Consider the following 18680-nt stretch of genomic DNA (forward strand, 5'->3'; position numbering starts at 1 on the left):
AGATAAGGAGAGAAAAAGATGCGCGACACATTGAGTCAATCAGGTACAATGACGACTGGAAAATGGCAAGAGGAACAGCAATACTGGCTAGACAAATTACAAGGAAATGTGGTCGCGAGTGGATTTTTAGAGGATTTAATCAGAACAGGCAAGGAGAATACTAGATGTGTCTATAAAGCGATTTTCCCTGCCGACCTGTCTGAAAAAGTGAGAGCGACCAGCAATGAATCACCGTTTGGAATGTATGTTTTACTTGTGAGCGGTGTGAAGCTGTTGCTTAGCCATTATACAGGCAGTGAGGATATTCTAGTTGGCATGCCACCTTTTCATCTGAAAAGCAGGGAGGAGACTGCCAACCATCTTCTAGCTCTGCGAACCGTTGGGACGAAGAAGGACAGCTTTGCTGAATGGGCGGGAAAAATCAAACAAACAGTCATGGAGGCAGACCAGCATCCCAATCTTTCTTTTGCAGAAATCGTACGGATGCTACATCCAGAGATAGACGATTCTTCTCAGTTGAATATACAGACCGTCGTTTTACTTGATAGCGTTCATGACGTGAAAGAGATTGATACCATACAGACTAACATGCTCTTTTTATTCCGGGATAGGGGAAACAGTCTGGAATTAGAGCTGCATTACGATTCAGAATGCTATCTGGAGGGGACCATTCAGCGAATTGTTCAGCATATGCTACGGTTACTTCAACAGGCTCTGTCAAATCCGAAACAATCCAGTCAGGAGATCGAATTCTTGTCTGAGCAGGAAAAGCATCAGCTCGTCTTTGGTTTTAATCAAACGCAGTCCGGTTTTCCGCAGGACAAAACAATTGTTCAGCTATTCGAAGAGCAGGCCAAGAGGCATTCGGCACGAGAAGCCTTGGTATGTGATGATCAGCGTATGACATACGAGGAATTGAATAGACGTGCTAATCAGGTAGCGAGAGCACTGATAGATCGTCAGGTTCAGCCTACCGATATCGTTGGGATCATGGTTGAACGTTCCCTAGAAATGATTGTGGGTATACTTGGCATTTTAAAAGCGGGAGCAGCCTACCTTCCTATTGACCCGATTTATCCACAGGATCGAATTACTTATATGCTAGAAGATAGCGGGGCGAAGCTTCTGCTTACCGATAGACACAAAGCAACGGCTTCCACCTATTCGGTGGGAACAATCCTTCCTTTCCATGATGAAACCCTGCAAACGTATGCTAGTGAAAACCTGTCTGTTGAGATTTCCCCACAAGCCCTAGCGTACATCATCTATACATCAGGGACGACTGGTCATCCCAAGGGGGTCATGATTGAACACAGACATGTCGTGCGTTTATTCGTTCCAGACACTCCGCTATTTTCCTTCACCCATCAAGATGTCTGGACATTATTTCATTCCTTTAGCTTTGATTTTTCGGTATGGGAAATTTTTGGAGCCCTGCTGTTTGGAGCAAAGCTGGTAGTGGTTCCTAAGCTGGTGGCTCAAGATACCAAGGCCTTTTTACAAGTATTACAGCGTGAGCAAGTAACGATACTTAATCAAACACCCACCGCTTTTTATCAACTCATCAATGAAGAGCTAAAATCCGCTGATCAGAAATTACATCTGAGGTACGTCATTTTTGGCGGAGAAGCCTTAACGCCAAGACAGCTACAGCCCTGGCAAGCAAAATATCCTCAGACCAAACTAATCAATATGTATGGCATTACTGAAATCACAGTCCATGCTACTTTCCGTGAGCTGACCGAGGAGGATTTTCATCAGCACGTAAGCAACATAGGCCAACCGATTCCGACTCTGTCCATCTATGTCTTGGATCAGGATAGAAAGCTGCTGCCAATCGGGGTACCAGGCGAAATGTATGTATCAGGCGCAGGCGTTGCCAGAGGATATCTGAACAGATGGGAGCTGACGCAGGAGCGCTTTATCGAAAATCCTTATATAACGGGGGAACGCATGTATAAGACAGGCGACCTGGCCAGATGGCTGGCAGACGGCACCCTTGAATATAGAGGACGACTGGATCATCAGGTGAAAATTAGAGGGCATCGCATTGAATTGGGCGAGATTGAAGGGCAACTGCTGTTACTTGGCTTTGTGCAGGAAGCAGTAGTAGTGGCTAGACAAAACAAGGATGGAATCAATGAGCTATACGCCTATTTGGTGGGTACAGAAGACATAGGAGACATAGATGTACGAAAAGCGTTATCTGTTTCTTTGCCTGACTATATGCTTCCTACGTATTTTATACAGATAGAAAAAATGCCGCTAACTCCTAATGGGAAAATCGATCGAAAAGCTCTGCCTAAGCCAGAGAACAGCCTGCGCTCTAAGCAAGAGTATGTAGCACCCAGAACGTCTCTTGAAGCTAGCTTGGTTAGCATCTGGGAGGATGTTCTGGAAATTAAGCCGATCGGAATTAAGGACAATTTCTTCGAGCTAGGCGGATATTCGCTAAAAATGCTCAAGATGATTAATCAGGTGGCGCAAGAATTAAACGTTGAGATTCCCTTAAAATTACTGTATGAAAATCCAACGATTGAATATATGGCTGAACGGGCCTTTGCTGTCTATATGGAGGAGAGTAACCATCATATGACGCTATTAAATCGAGCCGGTGATCTCAAAGTGATTTGTTTTCCTCCCATAAATGGTTTCATCTTTATCTATAAACGAATTGCGGAATTACTAGCTCAGGAAGCTACGTTTTATGGATTCGAATATATAGAACAGGAAAATCGCATCGAGCTATATGTCCAACAGATTTTGGATGCGGAGCCAGAAGGACCGTACATTTTCCTAGGTTATTCAGCCGGTGGAAATCTTGCATTTGAAGTGGCAAAAGCAATGGAAGAGAAGGGACACACTGTATCCGATATCATCATGTTTGACACCTATATGAAAACAGAACAGATGAAAATGACTCTCAAGGAGCAAGAGGACGAGATCGAGCGCTTCCTGCAACTAGAGAATATCAGAGAAATCTTAGACTTTAGTCATGGTGATGAGGTTGTCAAAGAGCGGGTTCTCAAGAAAACGAGGGCTTATGTTGCTTATTTCCTTCAGTTGGCTCATGTAGGTCATGTACATGCGGACATTCACTTTGTACAGGCAGAGCCAGATGAGGCCAATATTGCACAGCCTGCCGATTTGCAAATGTGGGGAAAATTTACAAAAGGGGCATATAGAGAATATCAAGGTGCAGGCATGCATTACAGTATGTTCAATGGGGATTTTCTACCAAGGAACGCTACACTGATTCAATATATGTTACACCAGATGAAAAGAAAGGATAGATAGCTATGGCTCAGATCGTACCTGTGTTGAAACAAAGCAAAACGGATCGTATTATTTCATTTCGTTCACCGACAGCAAAGGATGCTTCGAGGATTCGCAAGCATTACGAGCGAGTCTTTCATGACAATCCCTTTATGCTCACCTCTGGAGATGAATTTATCGCAAATGATGAACAAGTCGCCGCTGGTATTGATACCTTCTGGAATGATCCTAACAAAGTGGCCTTTATCGCAGAATGTGAGAAGGATTTAATAGGAATTATGACCGTCACGCCAAGAGAAACGAAGAGAGTACAGCATGTAGGCATGATTGCTTTAACAATTAAAGAAGAGTGGCGGGGGCAAAGAATTGGCGGTCTTTTTTTTGAAGTCATGCTAGAGTGGGCAGAGGCACATCCTGTAATTGAAAAGCTTTCGGGTGAAGCATTTGCCCATAATGAAAGATCCCTTCGTTTACTCAAGAGCTTTGGGTTTGTAGAAGAAGGAAGGAAGATCGCAGAAGTCAAATATCCTGATGGTACATATGTAGACACGATTTTTATCGCGAAATCGGTAAAAGGCAATGAGAAAGCGTTGTGCTGTGAATCCAGTGTTGCATCATCGAAAAATCCTGTTACAATGATGCATGATAGTTTTTGATACAGGATGTGAAGTGTTTACATGGATTTTTTACATCAGAAAGTGTTGCCGGCAGTTCGGCAGATGAAGGATTTCGAGGCACTGCTTAAAAGTCGTTTTGAATATTTAGTATTGTTGGATAGCCATGTGGGGCAATTAAAGCATATCGTTCAGATGTCGAAAAAGCATCATAAAAAAATGCTTGTACATGTTGATCTTATCCATGGCTTACGAAATGATGAATATGCAACTGAATTTTTATGTCAGGAAATTCGACCAGCCGGTGTGATTTCCACGCGCAAGAGTGCCGTATTAACCGCCAAGAAAAATAAAGTCCTAGCAATCCAACGATTATTTTTGCTGGACACTACAGCGCTTGAAACAAGCTACCGTCTTTTGGAACAGACACAGCCTGATTATATCGAGGTATTACCTGGCATTATGCCGCATATTATTGCCGAGGTATATGAGCGTGTGAAAATTCCTGTGCTTGCGGGTGGGTTAATCAGAACTGTGGAGGATGCTGAGTGTGCCTTTAGTGGTGGGGCTGTTGCGGTAACAACATCGCGAAAAGAGATTTGGCACCATTATGAGAATAAATAAAACTTTTACGATTCCCTGACAATTCATTGTTGACAGAATTATCTTTTGTTTGCTTAAATGGGTTATAAAGTTAATCAGGTGACGGAGAATCGGAGACCCACAGAGGCTTCCCTATCGTATAATAGGGATTGTTTCCTGTGGGTTTTTTTGTTGTCTGTCAAGCATAAAGGGGGATACAGAGAATGTCGCCATTTGTAGGTGAATTAGTTGGGACTATGCTTTTAATTATTTTGGGGGGCGGTGTTGTAGGAGGGGTTGTCCTTAATAAATCAAAAGCTCAGCATTCAGGATGGATTGTCATCACGATTGGCTGGGGGTTGGCAGTTACGATGGGAGCGTATGCTGTTGGGGGAATAAGTGGTGCCCATCTGAATCCTGCCCTTACGATTGCGTTGGCCACCATTGACAGATTTGCATGGGCGGACGTACCGTTGTATATCGTGGCACAAATGATCGGAGCCTTCTTAGGAGCCGTGATTGTTTGGCTACACTATCTGCCTCACTGGAAGCAAACGGAGGACAAGGGTGCGAAACTGGCTGTTTTTGCAACTGATCCAGCCATTCCAAATACGCTAGGGAACCTTTTAAGTGAAATCATAGGTACTTTTATTTTAGTTTTTGGTATTCTTGCGATTGGAGCGAATAAATTTGTTGATGGATTAAATCCGTTTGTCGTAGGACTTTTAATCATTAGCATCGGGGTATCCCTTGGTGGCACGACAGGGTATGCCATTAACCCGGCAAGAGATTTAGGACCACGTTTGGCCCACTTTCTGTTACCGATTGCTGGGAAAGGAACATCCAACTGGAGTTATGCTTGGATTCCGGTTGTCGGACCCATTATAGGAGGAGTATTGGCAGCGCTGTTCTATAAAATCGTATTTCTTGCTTAGACTAGATTAGACTAGAGAAAAAATACTTCAATAACAGGGAAAAGGGATGAGTTTCATATGGAGAAAAAATATATTTTGTCATTAGATCAAGGCACATCTAGCTCACGTGCCATTCTGTTTAATAAGCAAGGACAGATTGTTGCCATGGCACAGCGAGAATTTCCGCAGCATTTTCCACAGCCAGGGTGGGTAGAGCATAATGGCTTTGAAATATGGGGTTCTATTTTAGCTGTCATTGCAGAGGTTCTATCCACCTCTAATATTAGCCCGAAGGAAGTAGCGGCTATTGGAATCACGAATCAACGTGAAACTACGATTGTTTGGGATAAGCATACAGGCAAGCCAGTATATAATGCGATTGTTTGGCAATCCCGTCAAACATCCGAGATATGCGAAGAGTTAAAGGCCCAGGGCTATTCAGATTTAGTACGGGATAAAACAGGCTTAGTGATCGATGCTTACTTCTCAGGGACGAAATTAAAATGGATTTTAGATCATGTAGAAGGAGCCCGTGAGAAGGCAGAGAAGGGTGACTTGCTGTTTGGAACCATTGATACATGGCTGATTTGGCGCCTATCGGGTGGGGATAGTCATGTGACTGATTATTCGAACGCTTCCCGAACACTGCTATATAATATCTATGAGCAACAATGGGATGATGAGTTATTAGCCATGCTCGATATTCCTAAGTGCATGCTACCTGAGGTTCGACCATCATCAGAAGTGTATGCGCTTACAGCGTCGTATCATTTCTTTGGCGAACAGGTACCTATTGCTGGTGCGGCGGGAGATCAGCAGGCAGCTTTATTTGGGCAGGCATGCTACGAGATGGGGATGGCAAAAAACACCTATGGAACAGGCTGCTTCATGCTTATGAACACAGGAGACAAGGCAGTTAAATCGGAAAGTGGACTACTAACGACCCTCGCATGGGGCATCGATGGTAAAGTCGAGTATGCGCTAGAGGGCAGTATTTTTGTTGCTGGCTCGGCTATCCAATGGCTGCGTGATGGGCTTCGGATGTTAAAGTCAGCGGCTGAAAGTGAGCAATATGCACAACGAGTAGAATCGACAGAAGGGGTATATATGGTTCCAGCCTTTGTTGGATTAGGTACACCCTATTGGAAGAGTGACGTGCGAGGAGCTGTATTTGGGTTGACGCGCGGGACTGAAAAGGAGCATTTTATCCGGGCCATTCTTGAATCGCTTGCTTATCAAACAAAAGATGTCCTTTCTGCCATGGAGGCGGATTCAGGGATTATTTTAAAAGCCTTGCGTGTAGACGGTGGGGCCGTGAGAAATAATTTCTTGATGCAATTCCAAAGCGATATCCTTGGCGTTCCAGTAGAGCGACCTACTAATAGCGAAACGACAGCATTAGGAGCGGCTTATCTAGCTGGTCTAGCTGTTGGATTCTGGGAAAGTCGTGAGGAGATTGCCTCTGTTTGGCAGATTGATCAGCGCTTTGAGGTACGGATGGGGGAAGAGGAGAGAAGGAAATTATATCGTGGATGGAAAAAAGCAGTAGAAGCAACAATGGGCTTCCAAGTACCGTCTATCGGTTGAAGCAGGTAGCAATCTACGCTATACTTTTATTAACAAATGGAACAAGTTAATATCGGTCGGAGAATTGGAGTAGACCACAGCAGGTCCTTTTAAATAAGAAGGATCTTGTTGTGGTCTTTTTTTATTCACCTGACGAAAAAATACGTTCGTTATTATGCACAGGAGAGTGAATGAGATGACAAAGCCATTTTCAAGCTTATCTAAGAGACAAATATTGCGTGATATACAGGCACAGGAATATGATCTGCTGGTGATCGGGGGCGGAATCACGGGAGCTGGAATAGCACTGGATGCACAAGTACGTGGGATCAATACTGTTTTGATTGAAATGCAGGATTTTGCTGCTGGGACCTCTAGCCGTTCGACAAAGCTCGTTCATGGAGGCTTGCGTTATTTAAAACAACTAGAATTGAAGCTGGTTGCCGAGGTAGGACGAGAACGAGCAATCGTGTATGAAAATGCGCCCCATGTCACTACGCCAGAATGGATGCTGCTTCCCATGATAGAAGGGGGAACATATGGTAAATTTGCTACATCAATCGGTTTACGAGTTTATGACGCATTAGCAGGGGTCAAAAAAAGTGAGCGCCGTATCATGCTCAACAAGGAGCAGACGCTGGCCAAAGAGCCGCTACTAGCCAAGGAAAAGCTAAAAGGTGGAGGTTATTACGTAGAATACCGGACAGATGATGCTCGCCTTACGATGGAAGTAATGAAGGAAGCGGTGCGACGGGGAGCAACAGCTATCAATTATATGAAAGCAGAGGACTTGTTGTATGAGAATGGCAGGGTATATGGAGTGATGGCCATTGATCAGTTCAGTGGTGAGAAAATTACGATTCGTGCTAAGAAAATCATTAATGCGGCGGGTCCATGGGTAGATACCATTCGAGAAATTGACGGCTCGAAAAAAGGGAAGAGACTGCATATCACAAAGGGTGTTCATCTTGTCATAGACAAAAAAAGATTTCCATTAAACCAAGCGATTTATTTTGACACACCCGATGGCCGCATGGTGTTTGCCATTCCCCGAGATAATAAGACCTACGTAGGAACAACCGATACGAACTATCAGGGAGACATTGCTAATCCCAAAATGACTGTAGAGGATCGTGACTACATTCTTCGTGCGGCTAATTTTATGTTCCCATCGCTTAAACTAACAGGAGCAGATGTAGAATCCAGTTGGGCAGGCTTACGTCCATTGATACACGAGGATGGCAAATCCCCGTCTGAGCTTTCGCGTAAGGACGAGATTTTTCTGTCTGAATCAGGTCTATTAACAATTGCAGGCGGGAAGCTGACAGGGTATCGCAAAATGGCTGAGAGAATTGTTGATCTACTAGTGGAGCAATTCAAAACAGACGGGCAAGGCAATTATCCATGTTGTACAACTGATAAAATTCGTTTATCTGGCGGCGACGTAGGCGGAGCTGACAAGTTTGAGTTATTCAAGACGGAAAAGATAAAAGAAGGTGTCTCAATCGGTCTATCTGAGTGGGAAGCAGAGCAGTTAGTTGCTCGCTATGGGTCAAATGTATCTCAGATTTTCTCACGAATAAGCGAATGTGAGGCAGAAAGAGCGGAAGCGGGATTGCCTGCACAGGTTTTTGGCCCTCTTATGTATGCGATAGAAGAAGAGATGGCAATGACTCCAGAGGACTTCTTTGTTCGTCGTACAGGAGAACTTTATTTTCATATACAAGGGGTTAGAGATTGGAAGGAGCCAGTTATTGCTTATATGGCTAAAAAGCTAGGGTGGAGCACAGAGGAAACAGCTACTCACAAAAAACGTTTAGAGCAAGTAATCCATGATGCCGTTATTCCACTCAGTGAATGACAGCAGGGCTTCGTTCCGAGTAGAAAGAGCTTGGGTAGCAAGCGATTCGTTCTTTTGTCATCTCTGTGTAACATAAGATTGGTAGAGTAATAGAGAAAGGGGTGGGAATATGCTTGGAGAAATCCTTTCGCTAACCATCGTCAAATATAGCATCTCTATTTTACTTATACTAATCATCTTAGGCGTAGCTGGTTTGATATACGCTGCATACGTGGAGCCCAAGTCCGTGGTGATAACTCGTCATCAGTTAGAAATTTCAAGATTGCTTGATAAGAAGCAGGGGCTTACAATCGTCCAATTTAGCGATACACACGTAGGTCCCCACTTTTCACTAGCACAATTAAAAGAGGTTGTTACCCTCATTAATGAACAGAAGCCTGATCTGATTGTGTTCACAGGTGATCTTTTGGATCGGGTCAGGAGCTTTAAAGAAAGCAAGGACGAATTGATAGTCATTCTAGCAGAATTGAATGCTCCCCTTGGTAAATTCGCAGTGTATGGAAACCATGATCATGGCGGTGGTGGGAGTAAATATTACCGACAAGTGATGGAGCAAGCTAACTTTGATTTACTTGTCAATGATGTGAAAACGATTGCGTTGGCAAATAAAAAAGCGATTACCATCGCTGGCTTAGATGACTTTTTACTTGGCAAACCAAAGATAGAGGAGACATTAGGACGGCTTGATCAAACAGAGCGGCTTACTTATCAGAAAGAACAGACTTTATCCACTCAATTGTCCAGCTCTACTGCACCTCTTGCAGAGAGTTTCGTCATATGTCTCGTTCATGAGCCTGATGTTGCTGATCGGATCGTTAGCTATCCGGTTGATCTGCAATTATCAGGGCATAGCCATGGCGGACAAGTGCAGATTCCTCTGCTGGGGCCTGTGATCACTCCTTCTTTAGCTCGAAAATATAAAGAGGGTCTATACCAGCTTCGCCAAGGGAATCACACGATGCAATTGTACGTGAATCGAGGCATTGGGACGACAAGATTACCAATTCGTATGGGAAGTAGACCAGAGATTGCTATTTTCAACTTGGAAATATAGCACAGATTTTTATTGGGCGCCGGGAAGGCCCCTTGTTGCTATTGATGGCATGTAACAAAAACCCTTGTCCATCGGGCTTATGCGCGTACAAGGGTTTTCATTTTTCATCCTATTATAAAAAAGAGAGCCGTGTTAGAATCAGGAATAGATATTTTCTTACTGATTCCTGAGGAGCTGTTACAATGAAGACAATACAGGTTTATCACTATGATGCCTTTAGCACGCAACCTGATAAAGGAAATCCAGCAGGTGTAGTCTTTACAGGTAATGAACTGACGGAAAAAGAAATGCAAGAGGTAGCACAAAAGGTAGGGTTTAATGAAACGGCTTTTGTACTTGCTTCAGACGTAGCTGACCTTAGAATTCGTTATTTTACACCAGGACATGAAAATAATCTCTGTGGTCACGCAACCATTGCTACGATTTATGCGCTAAAGTCTACAGGACAATTAGGGGATAAAAATCATCTAACCATTGAAACAAAAGCAGGAATATTACCAATAAAAATGGAGATGGGCACAGATGATGAACGGTATATTACGATGAAGCAGGCAGCTCCGCAGTTTGAGGATTTTACAGGGTCTCAGGAGGAGCTAGCAGACTCAATCGGTCTTACAATCGACGATATCGAATCTGATTTACCGATCAAATACGGAAGTACAGGTATTTGGACCCTGCTAGTACCTATAAAAAAGCTGAGTGCCTTTACAAAAATGAAGCCTGCTAATGCACGCTTTCCAGGTGTGTTACAGGAAATGCCAAAAGCATCTGTTCATCCATTTTGTCTGGAAACGTATGATTCTCAAGCACACATGCATGGACGCCATTTCTCCTCGCCGTTTTCAGGTACAAGGGAGGACCCTGTGACAGGCACGGCTTCAGGCGTGATGGGAGCCTATTATGCTCAATATATAAGCGATGATTTTGATATAAAACTACGTCTCATGATCGAACAAGGTCAGGAAATCCAAAAGGACGGTAGGGTAGAGGTAACCATTCGTAAACATCATGAAACGTATGATGTTGAGATTACGGGTACGGCCGTTTATGTGAAAGCATTCGAAATCTCTATCTAAGACAGAGCAGTCGGGGAAGGATTAATTCTCTCCCCCGACTGCTTTTTTGTGTGTATGTACGAATGCTAAGACAGCGTGAATACATACAAAGTAATCATCTGTATGGAAGTAAGCAGATGGGAACGAATCTATTATGTACTTTTTTTGACATTACGTAAGGCGGTTGAAAAACGAGAGATAGCTTCATGAATCTGGTCATCCATCACGCGACCAAAAGTAAAGCGAACATAGCCCTTTTGTGTACCGAATACACTTCCTGGAACATACACAATCCCTTGTCTGATAGCTTCCTTGACTAATTGCTGCTCGTTAACATTCTCCTTTATTCTGCACCAAATGTGAATCCCGCCCTCAGGTGCCAGAAACTCTACCTGATCCTCAAGCTGATCATATAAGGAAAACGTCATTTTATCCTTATTAATCGCGAGTGAGTTTTGAAGCTTGTGTAAATGGGCGGGGAAATCCTCAGACGATAAAAACTTGGTTGCAAGCCATTCCGGTATAATACTATGTCCAAAATCGATTTGCTGTTTGGCGTCTGCTAAACGTTCAATAACCGTTTGCGGGCCAAATATCCAGCCAATGCGCAGACCAGATGCAACAATTTTGCTTAGAGAACTGACATAGAGAACCGTACCATTTTCATCAAGCGATTTTAGTGTTGTAGCTTGTGTGTTATCAAAGGCTGTTAGACTGTATGGATCATCCTCAATGATCGGTATGCCTAAGTCAGAGGAGATTTCTAGAACCCGCTTTCGACGCTCTACGCTTAAATATGACCCATTCGGATTTTGAAAATTGGGGTTAAGAAAGACCATCTTTATACGATGCTGTTTATGTAACTCTACAATATCATCTGGATTAATCCCGCTATCATCAACAGGCAGTAGGAAGGTTCTTAGTCCTGCTGATCTAAATAACGGCAAAGAATAACAATAGGAGGGGTCTTCAATTGCAACTGCATCGCCTGGTTGCAATAAGCACTGAACAATCAGGTATAGAGCTTGCTGGGCCCCGGAAGTAATTAATATAGATGATGGTGTTGCAGAGATATTCCGCGATTCCTTTAAGTGTAAAGCGATGGTTTCACGTAGCTTCAGGTTACCCTGTGGATGGTCGTAACCTACGTGATAAGTGAAAGTTTCATTGGACATGATGCTTTGAAAATAGGAGGAAGCAGATAAATCAGGTGATAGCTCCCCGCTTGCCAGATCGATCAAATCAAGACCAAAAGTCTCTTTTCGTATCGAACGCATCATTGCTGTGTTTGGAAGAAATGACCCTGTTTCAATCAGTTTCTCCCAGTTTGGAATGCGCTTGCGAGATGCTCCCCAGATATCCCGGCTTACAATCGTCCCTTTTCCCCGTAAGCTTTCCACAATACCGGAGGCACGCAATTCTTCATAAGCAGCTACAATGGTCGAACGATTTACATCTAATTCCTTGGAAAGTAAACGTTCGGAAGGAAGGATTGTACCTGAAGGATATTCTCCATTCGTAATACGTTGTTCAAGATATTGTGAAATTTGCTTATATATAGGGATTCGACTTTTACGATTGGGTTGCCATTCCATACAAGATTTCACTTCCTTTCAAGTCATTTAGGCGTGTGGATGGTCATAATAGGCTGGGACTGGACGGTTCCTTTCAGATCATACGTTTTTATAATGAAAAAATAGCTCTTTATGTTACTAAAACATATTATACCTATTCTTACAATTATCAGGCATGCTGAGAGGAGAGAAGATTATGAAATATCGCAAGTTTCCGGGTACAGATTCTCTAGTATCTGAGATTGGCTTTGGGGTATGGACGGTAGCAACCAAATGGTGGGGTGTAACCGATCGAGGTGTGGGAGAGAGACTTCTCCAGTCTGCCTACCACGATTATGGAATCACCTTTTTTGATACGGCGGATGTCTATGGCGATGGCTATGGTGAGGAAATCATTGCAAAGACATTAGGGAATGTGCGTGATAGGATATTTATAGCTACGAAATTTGGATATGATATCTACCAAAACAGGGGGGAGAGAAAAGGGCACGCAGAGCTTCCCCAAAACTGGTCTACAAAGCATATTATGCTAGCCTGTGAACAGAGCTTGAAACGGCTTCATACAGATTATATTGATTATTACCAACTTCACAATCCTCGGATGGAGGCCATCCAAAACGATGAGATCATAGAAGCTCTGGAACAATTAAAAGCTCAAGGGAAAATTCGTCATTATGGAGCGGCGATGGGACCCGATCTAGGCTGGAAAAATGAATCCTTGGAGGCATGGAAAAGAGGGTATGAAGCGGTGCAGGTCATCAACAATATAGTCGAGCAGGAGCCGGCTAGGGATCTATTACAGGTAGCAGCAGAAGAGGCACGAGCATTAATCATACGCATCCCGCATGCCTCCGGACTGTTGGATGGTACGTATGAACCTAATCAGCATTTCAGTAAATCAGACCACAGAGCCCATCGTCCTGTGGAGTGGATGAGAGCGGGCAATGAGGTAGTGAATGAAGTAAAGGCTAAAGGGATATTTGATTCTGAAAAGCGTACATTGGGACAGTTGGCGATCCAGTTTTCGCTCTATCACTCCTCTGTTCTCTCTGTAATACCGAATATGACGAGTGAGGAGCAACTAAGAGAGTTTGCGCTAGCTTCAAAGACTACTCCTCTTTCCAAGGAAGAATACGAGCAATTGGAGCTACTCTGGGTAAACGGATATGGCGAGCGTTTACGTCAACCTCTATCCGATTCTAGTAGTAAACCGGCTCCTAAACGGTAGGATACTTCATTTTTTGAACGTCTGCTTCTTCTGGCACCCGTTGTGGCGCTACATGGCGGTGGTCAGACTATCGTTATCAAAAGGATCATATAGCTTTAAAAAACAAGTCTCAAAGATTGACGAGAGCTCTCCTCTGTCTATCTTTGAGGCTTCTTTGTCTTGTTATTGTGTTGTGAAGTAAGCGTTAGTAACGTTAAAGGTTAATTTTGTGACTATTTCTTGTCGGTATTGTTGCAAAGTATTGAACATGGATGAGGGAAATGATTTCAGATTGGATGGCGACTTTTTAGGGTTCGTTCATTAGGATAGGAATGTGGATTGGTGGTTATCAATTTTAAAAATCAACAGGAAAGGGGTATTCGATAAAAAAATGAAATGGGCTCTTTATACTTTCATTTTCGCTGCGTTTTCATTACTTACGGGCTGTGGTGACAGACTACTGGTTTTAGACCCAAAAGGACCTCAAGCTCAAACTCAAGCCGACGTAATTATGATCTCCATTTGGACGATGTCGTTTATTGTTGTTGTAGTTATTGCTCTTTTCGTATTTATGGTCACAAAATATCGGGCCTCTAAACAAAAAGAAGAATATGAGCCTCCCTATATAGAAGGAAATCTGGTTGTAGAAATGGTTTGCGTGGGGATTCCAGTACTCATCGTCATTATTCTTTCTGTGATCTCTGTGAAAAGCAATTATATTGTGGAGTCAAGACCACAGGGATATGAGGATAAAAAACCGTTAGTTATTTATGCTTCAAGCTCCAATTGGAAGTGGCATTTTAGTTATCCACAAGAAAATATCGAAACGGTCAATTACCTGCGTATCCCCATAAACCGACCTATTGAATTTAAGCTTTATTCTTATGGACCGATTACTAGTTTTTGGGTTCCGCAATTAGGAGGACAAAAATATGCCATGGCAGACATGGTTACAACCTTACATCTAGCCGCAGATGTACCAGGCGATTATATGGGACGAAATGCAAATTTTAGTGGAAAAGGCTTTGCTGAAAATATATTCAATGTTGAGGCAATAACGGAAGCGAAATATGCGAAATGGGTGGAAGAGGTGAAAAAAACGGCTGAACCTCTTACGGAACAAAAATTCAATACATTGCTAGAGCCGGGGCATGTTGGACAATCCACCTATACAAGAACACATTTAGAGTTTAGAGCAGCTCCAGAAGGTGCAAATGGCGGGCATCACCACCATCATGGTACAGCTCGGGACGAGTAGTTTCCTACGTTTTCCCCATAAGACAATTATTTTAAAAAGGAGCCACAATAGTATGGACTACTTTACGAAATTCGCCGTTCCTCATCCCAGCCCTGCGATTTATGCATCGATGGTTGCCATTATTCTGACTATGCTTGGGATCATCGGAGCACTGACCTATTATAAAAAATGGGGCTATCTCTGGCGGGAGTGGTTAACGACGGTGGACCATAAACGGATCGGGATTATGTATCTCATCTCAGCTCTGTTGATGCTATTTAGAGGTGGCGCTGATGCGATCATGATGCGCGCTCAGACAGCCGTACCAGAGAATACCTTGCTCGATGCTCAGCACTATAATGAAATATTTACAACACATGGGACTGTGATGCTCATCTTTATGGCAATGCCATTCATTTATGCATTAATGAACTTTGTCGTCCCTTTGCAAATCGGGGCTCGTGATGTAGCGTTCCCAAGGTTGAATGCACTAAGCTTTTGGTTGTTTTTTATGGGTGCGATGCTATTTAACATTTCGTTTGTCATTGGAGGTTCCCCGGATGCAGGCTGGTCTGCTTATTTCCCGCTGGCAGGCAATGAATTTAGTCCATCGGTCGGTACCAACTATTATGCGCTAGCTCTCCAAATCTCTGGACTTGGTACCTTGATATCCGGTATTAACTTTATCGCTACGATTCTTAAAATGAGAGCACCTGGTATAACACTGATGAAAATGCCTATGTTTACATGGTCTGCTCTCGTCACGAACGTAATCGTAGTTTTTGCATTTCCTGTATTAACAGTGGCATTGATCATGATGACGATGGATCGGCTATTCGGAACACACTTCTTCGCATCGACGAATGGCGGTATGGATATGCTTTGGGCGAATTTATTTTGGGTGTGGGGACATCCTGAAGTTTATATCTTAGTGCTTCCTGCTTTCGGTGTATATAGTGAGATTATTTCAACCTTTGCACGCCGCAATCTGTATGGTTATAAATCAATGGTTGCTTCTATGGTGATCATTTCTCTGCTCTCCTTTTTAGTTTGGACACACCATTTCTTCACAATGGGACAGGGAGCGTTAACAAACAGTATCTTCTCCATTACAACAATGGCCATAGCTGTTCCTACGGGGATTAAAATATTTAACTGGCTGTTCACTCTTTGGAGGGGCAAAATTGTTTTCACTGTTCCGATGCTTTATTCTTTAGGCTTTATTCCGATTTTCTTAATTGGCGGGGTAACTGGGGTTATGCTTGGAATGTCAGCAGCTGACTACCAATATCATAATACGATGTTTTTAGTAGCTCACTTCCATTATGTCATCATACCTGGTGTTGTATTTGCCATGATTGCTGGCCTTACTTACTGGTGGCCAAAAATGTTTGGTTTTATGCTGAATGAAAGAATTGGCAAGTGGGCGTACTGGGTTATTGCCATTAGCTTTAACGTAGCATTTTTCCCGATGTTTCTCTCTGGTTTAGACGGACAGGCTCGACGTATGTACACCTATTCTGAATCAACAGGCTTTGGGCCCTTGAACTTTATTTCGTTCATTGGAGCACTTGTTGCTAGTGGGCTTTGTGCTACTTGTTTATAACATGTACTGGAGTATTCGCTTTGCTCCAAGAAATATAGAGGCCGACCCATGGGATGCACGTTCTCTTGAATGGGCAACTCATAATCCCGTACCAGCGTATAACTTTGCTATTACACCGCAAGCTCAGTCAATAGAAGCATTCTGGGATGCTAAGAAAAAAGGCCATCCCCTGTTTCAGGGTACCTATAAAAAGATTCATATGCCAAATAACAGCGGTGCCCCGTTTCTTTTGAGCTGTATCTTTTTTGTATGGGGCTTTGCCTTTGTATTTTCTATGTGGAATGTTGTAATCCTTGCAACCATTGGAATTTTTATTTGCCTGACTCACCGATCATTTGAGCAGGACGACGGTTATTACATCTCGGTTGAAGAAATAGAAGAGACCGAAAATAGATTGCGAGGTGCAATGAAATGAAAATAGATCACTTGCTACCGCTTGAGTACAGTACAGAACAAAACTCCTTAAACATTCTAGGATTTTGGATTTTCCTGGGGGCTGAGATTGTACTGTTTGGAACGCTGTTTGCTTCTTATTTCACCCTGGTCGATCGTACTGGAAACGGACCTACTGGAGCCGAAATTTTCGAAATTACTCCTGTGCTGGTTGAAACGATTCTGCTTTTAACAAGTAGCTTTATCATTGGCCTTGGCATTCATGCCATGCGTATCGGCAACAAAAAAGCAATGCTTACATTCTTTGCGATCACATTGCTGCTTGGGCTTGGATTTTTAGGTGTCGAAATCTATGAGTTTCTTCATTACGACCACATTGGTGCGGGCTTGCAAACTAGCGCATTTACAGCGATTCTGTTAACAACATTGGGAACCCATGGAGCCCACGTTTCCTTTGGATTAATTTGGGGCTTCTATATCATCATGCAGGTTAGGAAGCGAGGATTGACTCCTCAAACAGCGAATAAATCATTCATTTTCTCACTGTACTGGCATTTCTTAGACGTTGTGTGGATCTTTATTTTTAGCTTCGTCTATCTGAAAGGAATGATGGTAACATGAGAGAATTATTCCCTCGCAAACAGGTAATCGGCTTTGGTTTCTCGCTGATTCTTACTGCATTGGCCCTGACCGTTTATTTCTTTACTATGTCATTTGCGGTTGGAATGACGATTCTGCTTGTAACGGCGTTCATTCAAGCTGCCGTTCAGCTCGTTGTCTTTATGCACACAGGTGAGACAGGAGACAAAATATCCATCTATACCAATCTCTATTATGCATTATTTATAGCGCTTGTTACAGTCTTTGGAACTCTGCTATGCATGATCTGGGGGTACCAGTGATCTGTTCGTAATCAAAACATAAAAAAAGGAGCCTAATCTTGCTGGATCGGGCTCCTTTTTTCTCCTTGAACACGAGGTTGGTTGATCTATATTGCCTTACTGCTTTTCCTTCAATCGATAGGTCTCGAAAAACTCTTGTTTAGCGATGCGATATACTTCTGAATAGTCCAATGGCGATACGAGATAGTCGCCTTCCTTAACGATCATTTTCTCTTCCCAAGCCGCAAGAAAATAAAATTCCTTGGTCGGGATGTTGGCTTCCTTTAGCAGGTCCGAGGTTACTTCAATCGCTTTAATTTCTCCGATTGCTTGATACTCTTTAAAACCATCTTTTGCTTCTCCGATTTGTTTATATCTTTTCGCGAACTTGTCCGGTTTTAAGATGTACATCTCTTTGGCTTCAGTTTGATTTTTCACAATCATATCCTTAGCCGCGGCGGTATTTTCTGTTTCGACACCATCTTTTGTGATGGTTGCAATTTTTTCGCCTCCTACTGCTTCTTTGGCAAAAACGCGAGTAAATTTTTCATAGGTAGGGGCTTTTTCTAGTTTAGGCTGTAAAAGAGAAATCATGTCCTGTTGCGAAATAGGGTCATTTTCGGTAGAACGGAGGGGGTCACAAGCAGTTAACAGAAGCATAAGGGCAAATAAGGCAACTACCATTTTTTTCATAGATGTACCTCCTAGGGTTATGATTTGTCATTTCAAGACTATCGTACCTATAAGGAATAAACAATAAGTATCGCGTACTATATTGCTACTTCTTTCCTTGCGATGCGTTCATACAGAAAGTACAATAGGTAATGACTGATAATTCTGATAAAATATAGTAGATTTTT

Annotated in this window: 14 protein-coding genes and 1 pseudogene; 13 read left to right on the forward strand and 2 right to left on the reverse strand. The window is 42.9% G+C overall.

The annotated features are described in order from the left end of the window. The first annotated feature begins 18 nt into the window (after positions 1 to 18). The 8 genes from O0550_RS09250 to O0550_RS09285 all read left to right on the forward strand — a co-directional run bounded on the left by O0550_RS09250 (position 19) and on the right by O0550_RS09285 (position 10943). Entirely contained in the window at positions 19 to 3297 is a 3279-nt protein-coding gene (locus tag O0550_RS09250; protein WP_258426108.1) for a non-ribosomal peptide synthetase, read from the forward strand. Between the two features lie 2 nt (positions 3298 to 3299). Then, positions 3300 to 3932: a GNAT family N-acetyltransferase gene (locus tag O0550_RS09255; protein WP_258426109.1), complete on the forward strand. Its 633-nt coding sequence runs from the start codon at positions 3300 to 3302 to the stop codon at positions 3930 to 3932. A 21-nt stretch (positions 3933 to 3953) separates the two neighbouring features. Beyond that, positions 3954 to 4514 (forward strand): glycerol-3-phosphate responsive antiterminator, encoded by a 561-nt coding sequence (locus O0550_RS09260; protein ID WP_258426110.1) that lies wholly within the window; start codon positions 3954 to 3956, stop codon positions 4512 to 4514. A 182-nt stretch (positions 4515 to 4696) separates the two neighbouring features. Further along, a complete protein-coding gene (locus O0550_RS09265; protein ID WP_003339841.1) occupies positions 4697 to 5407 on the forward strand; it encodes an MIP/aquaporin family protein in 711 nt (236 codons plus the stop codon). Between the two features lie 57 nt (positions 5408 to 5464). Then, positions 5465 to 6973 carry a glycerol kinase GlpK gene (gene glpK, locus O0550_RS09270; protein WP_258426111.1) on the forward strand — a complete coding sequence of 503 codons (1509 nt, stop codon included), beginning with the start codon at positions 5465 to 5467 and terminating at the stop codon, positions 6971 to 6973. A gap of 175 nt (positions 6974 to 7148) precedes the next feature. Continuing rightward, positions 7149 to 8813, forward strand: a complete 1665-nt coding sequence (locus O0550_RS09275) for a glycerol-3-phosphate dehydrogenase/oxidase (protein WP_121472719.1) — start codon at positions 7149 to 7151, stop codon at positions 8811 to 8813. A 109-nt stretch (positions 8814 to 8922) separates the two neighbouring features. Continuing rightward, complete coding sequence (locus O0550_RS09280) at positions 8923 to 9867, forward strand: metallophosphoesterase (RefSeq protein ID WP_258426112.1); 945 nt, start codon at positions 8923 to 8925, stop codon at positions 9865 to 9867. Positions 9868 to 10049: 182 nt separating this feature from the next. Next, complete coding sequence (locus tag O0550_RS09285) at positions 10050 to 10943, forward strand: PhzF family phenazine biosynthesis isomerase (RefSeq protein WP_258426113.1); 894 nt, start codon at positions 10050 to 10052, stop codon at positions 10941 to 10943. A gap of 131 nt (positions 10944 to 11074) precedes the next feature. Here O0550_RS09285 and pdxR read toward each other — a convergent pair whose 3' ends face one another. Continuing rightward, positions 11075 to 12517, reverse strand: coding sequence for a MocR-like pyridoxine biosynthesis transcription factor PdxR (gene pdxR, locus O0550_RS09290; RefSeq protein WP_096887463.1), 1443 nt, complete (start codon positions 12515 to 12517; stop codon positions 11075 to 11077). A gap of 175 nt (positions 12518 to 12692) precedes the next feature. Between pdxR and O0550_RS09295 the strand changes: the two genes are divergently transcribed. The 5 genes and pseudogenes from O0550_RS09295 (at position 12693) to qoxD (ending at position 17841) form a co-directional block, all read left to right on the forward strand. Next, positions 12693 to 13724 carry an aldo/keto reductase gene (locus O0550_RS09295; protein ID WP_258426114.1) on the forward strand — a complete coding sequence of 344 codons (1032 nt, stop codon included), beginning with the start codon at positions 12693 to 12695 and terminating at the stop codon, positions 13722 to 13724. A gap of 370 nt (positions 13725 to 14094) precedes the next feature. Next, complete coding sequence (gene qoxA, locus O0550_RS09300) at positions 14095 to 14961, forward strand: cytochrome aa3 quinol oxidase subunit II (RefSeq protein ID WP_258426115.1); 867 nt, start codon at positions 14095 to 14097, stop codon at positions 14959 to 14961. Between the two features lie 52 nt (positions 14962 to 15013). Further along, positions 15014 to 16961: pseudogene (qoxB, locus tag O0550_RS09305) on the forward strand (cytochrome aa3 quinol oxidase subunit I). Next, the gene (gene qoxC, locus O0550_RS09310) at positions 16958 to 17560 is read left to right on the forward strand and encodes a cytochrome aa3 quinol oxidase subunit III (protein WP_258426116.1); all 603 of its coding nucleotides are present in this window, start codon (positions 16958 to 16960) and stop codon (positions 17558 to 17560) included. Before qoxB ends, qoxC begins: the two are co-directional and overlap by 4 nt. Next, positions 17557 to 17841: a cytochrome aa3 quinol oxidase subunit IV gene (qoxD, locus tag O0550_RS09315; protein ID WP_022584048.1), complete on the forward strand. Its 285-nt coding sequence runs from the start codon at positions 17557 to 17559 to the stop codon at positions 17839 to 17841. Before qoxC ends, qoxD begins: the two co-directional genes overlap by 4 nt. 96 nt (positions 17842 to 17937) lie before the next feature. On the opposite strand, the gene O0550_RS09320 is transcribed toward qoxD, so the two are convergent. Next, a complete protein-coding gene (locus O0550_RS09320; RefSeq protein ID WP_022584049.1) occupies positions 17938 to 18513 on the reverse strand; it encodes a hypothetical protein in 576 nt (191 codons plus the stop codon). Positions 18514 to 18680: the final 167 nt, after the last annotated feature.

Source organism: Brevibacillus halotolerans, assembly GCF_026891775.1.
Classification (GTDB): domain Bacteria; phylum Bacillota; class Bacilli; order Brevibacillales; family Brevibacillaceae; genus Brevibacillus_B; species Brevibacillus_B halotolerans.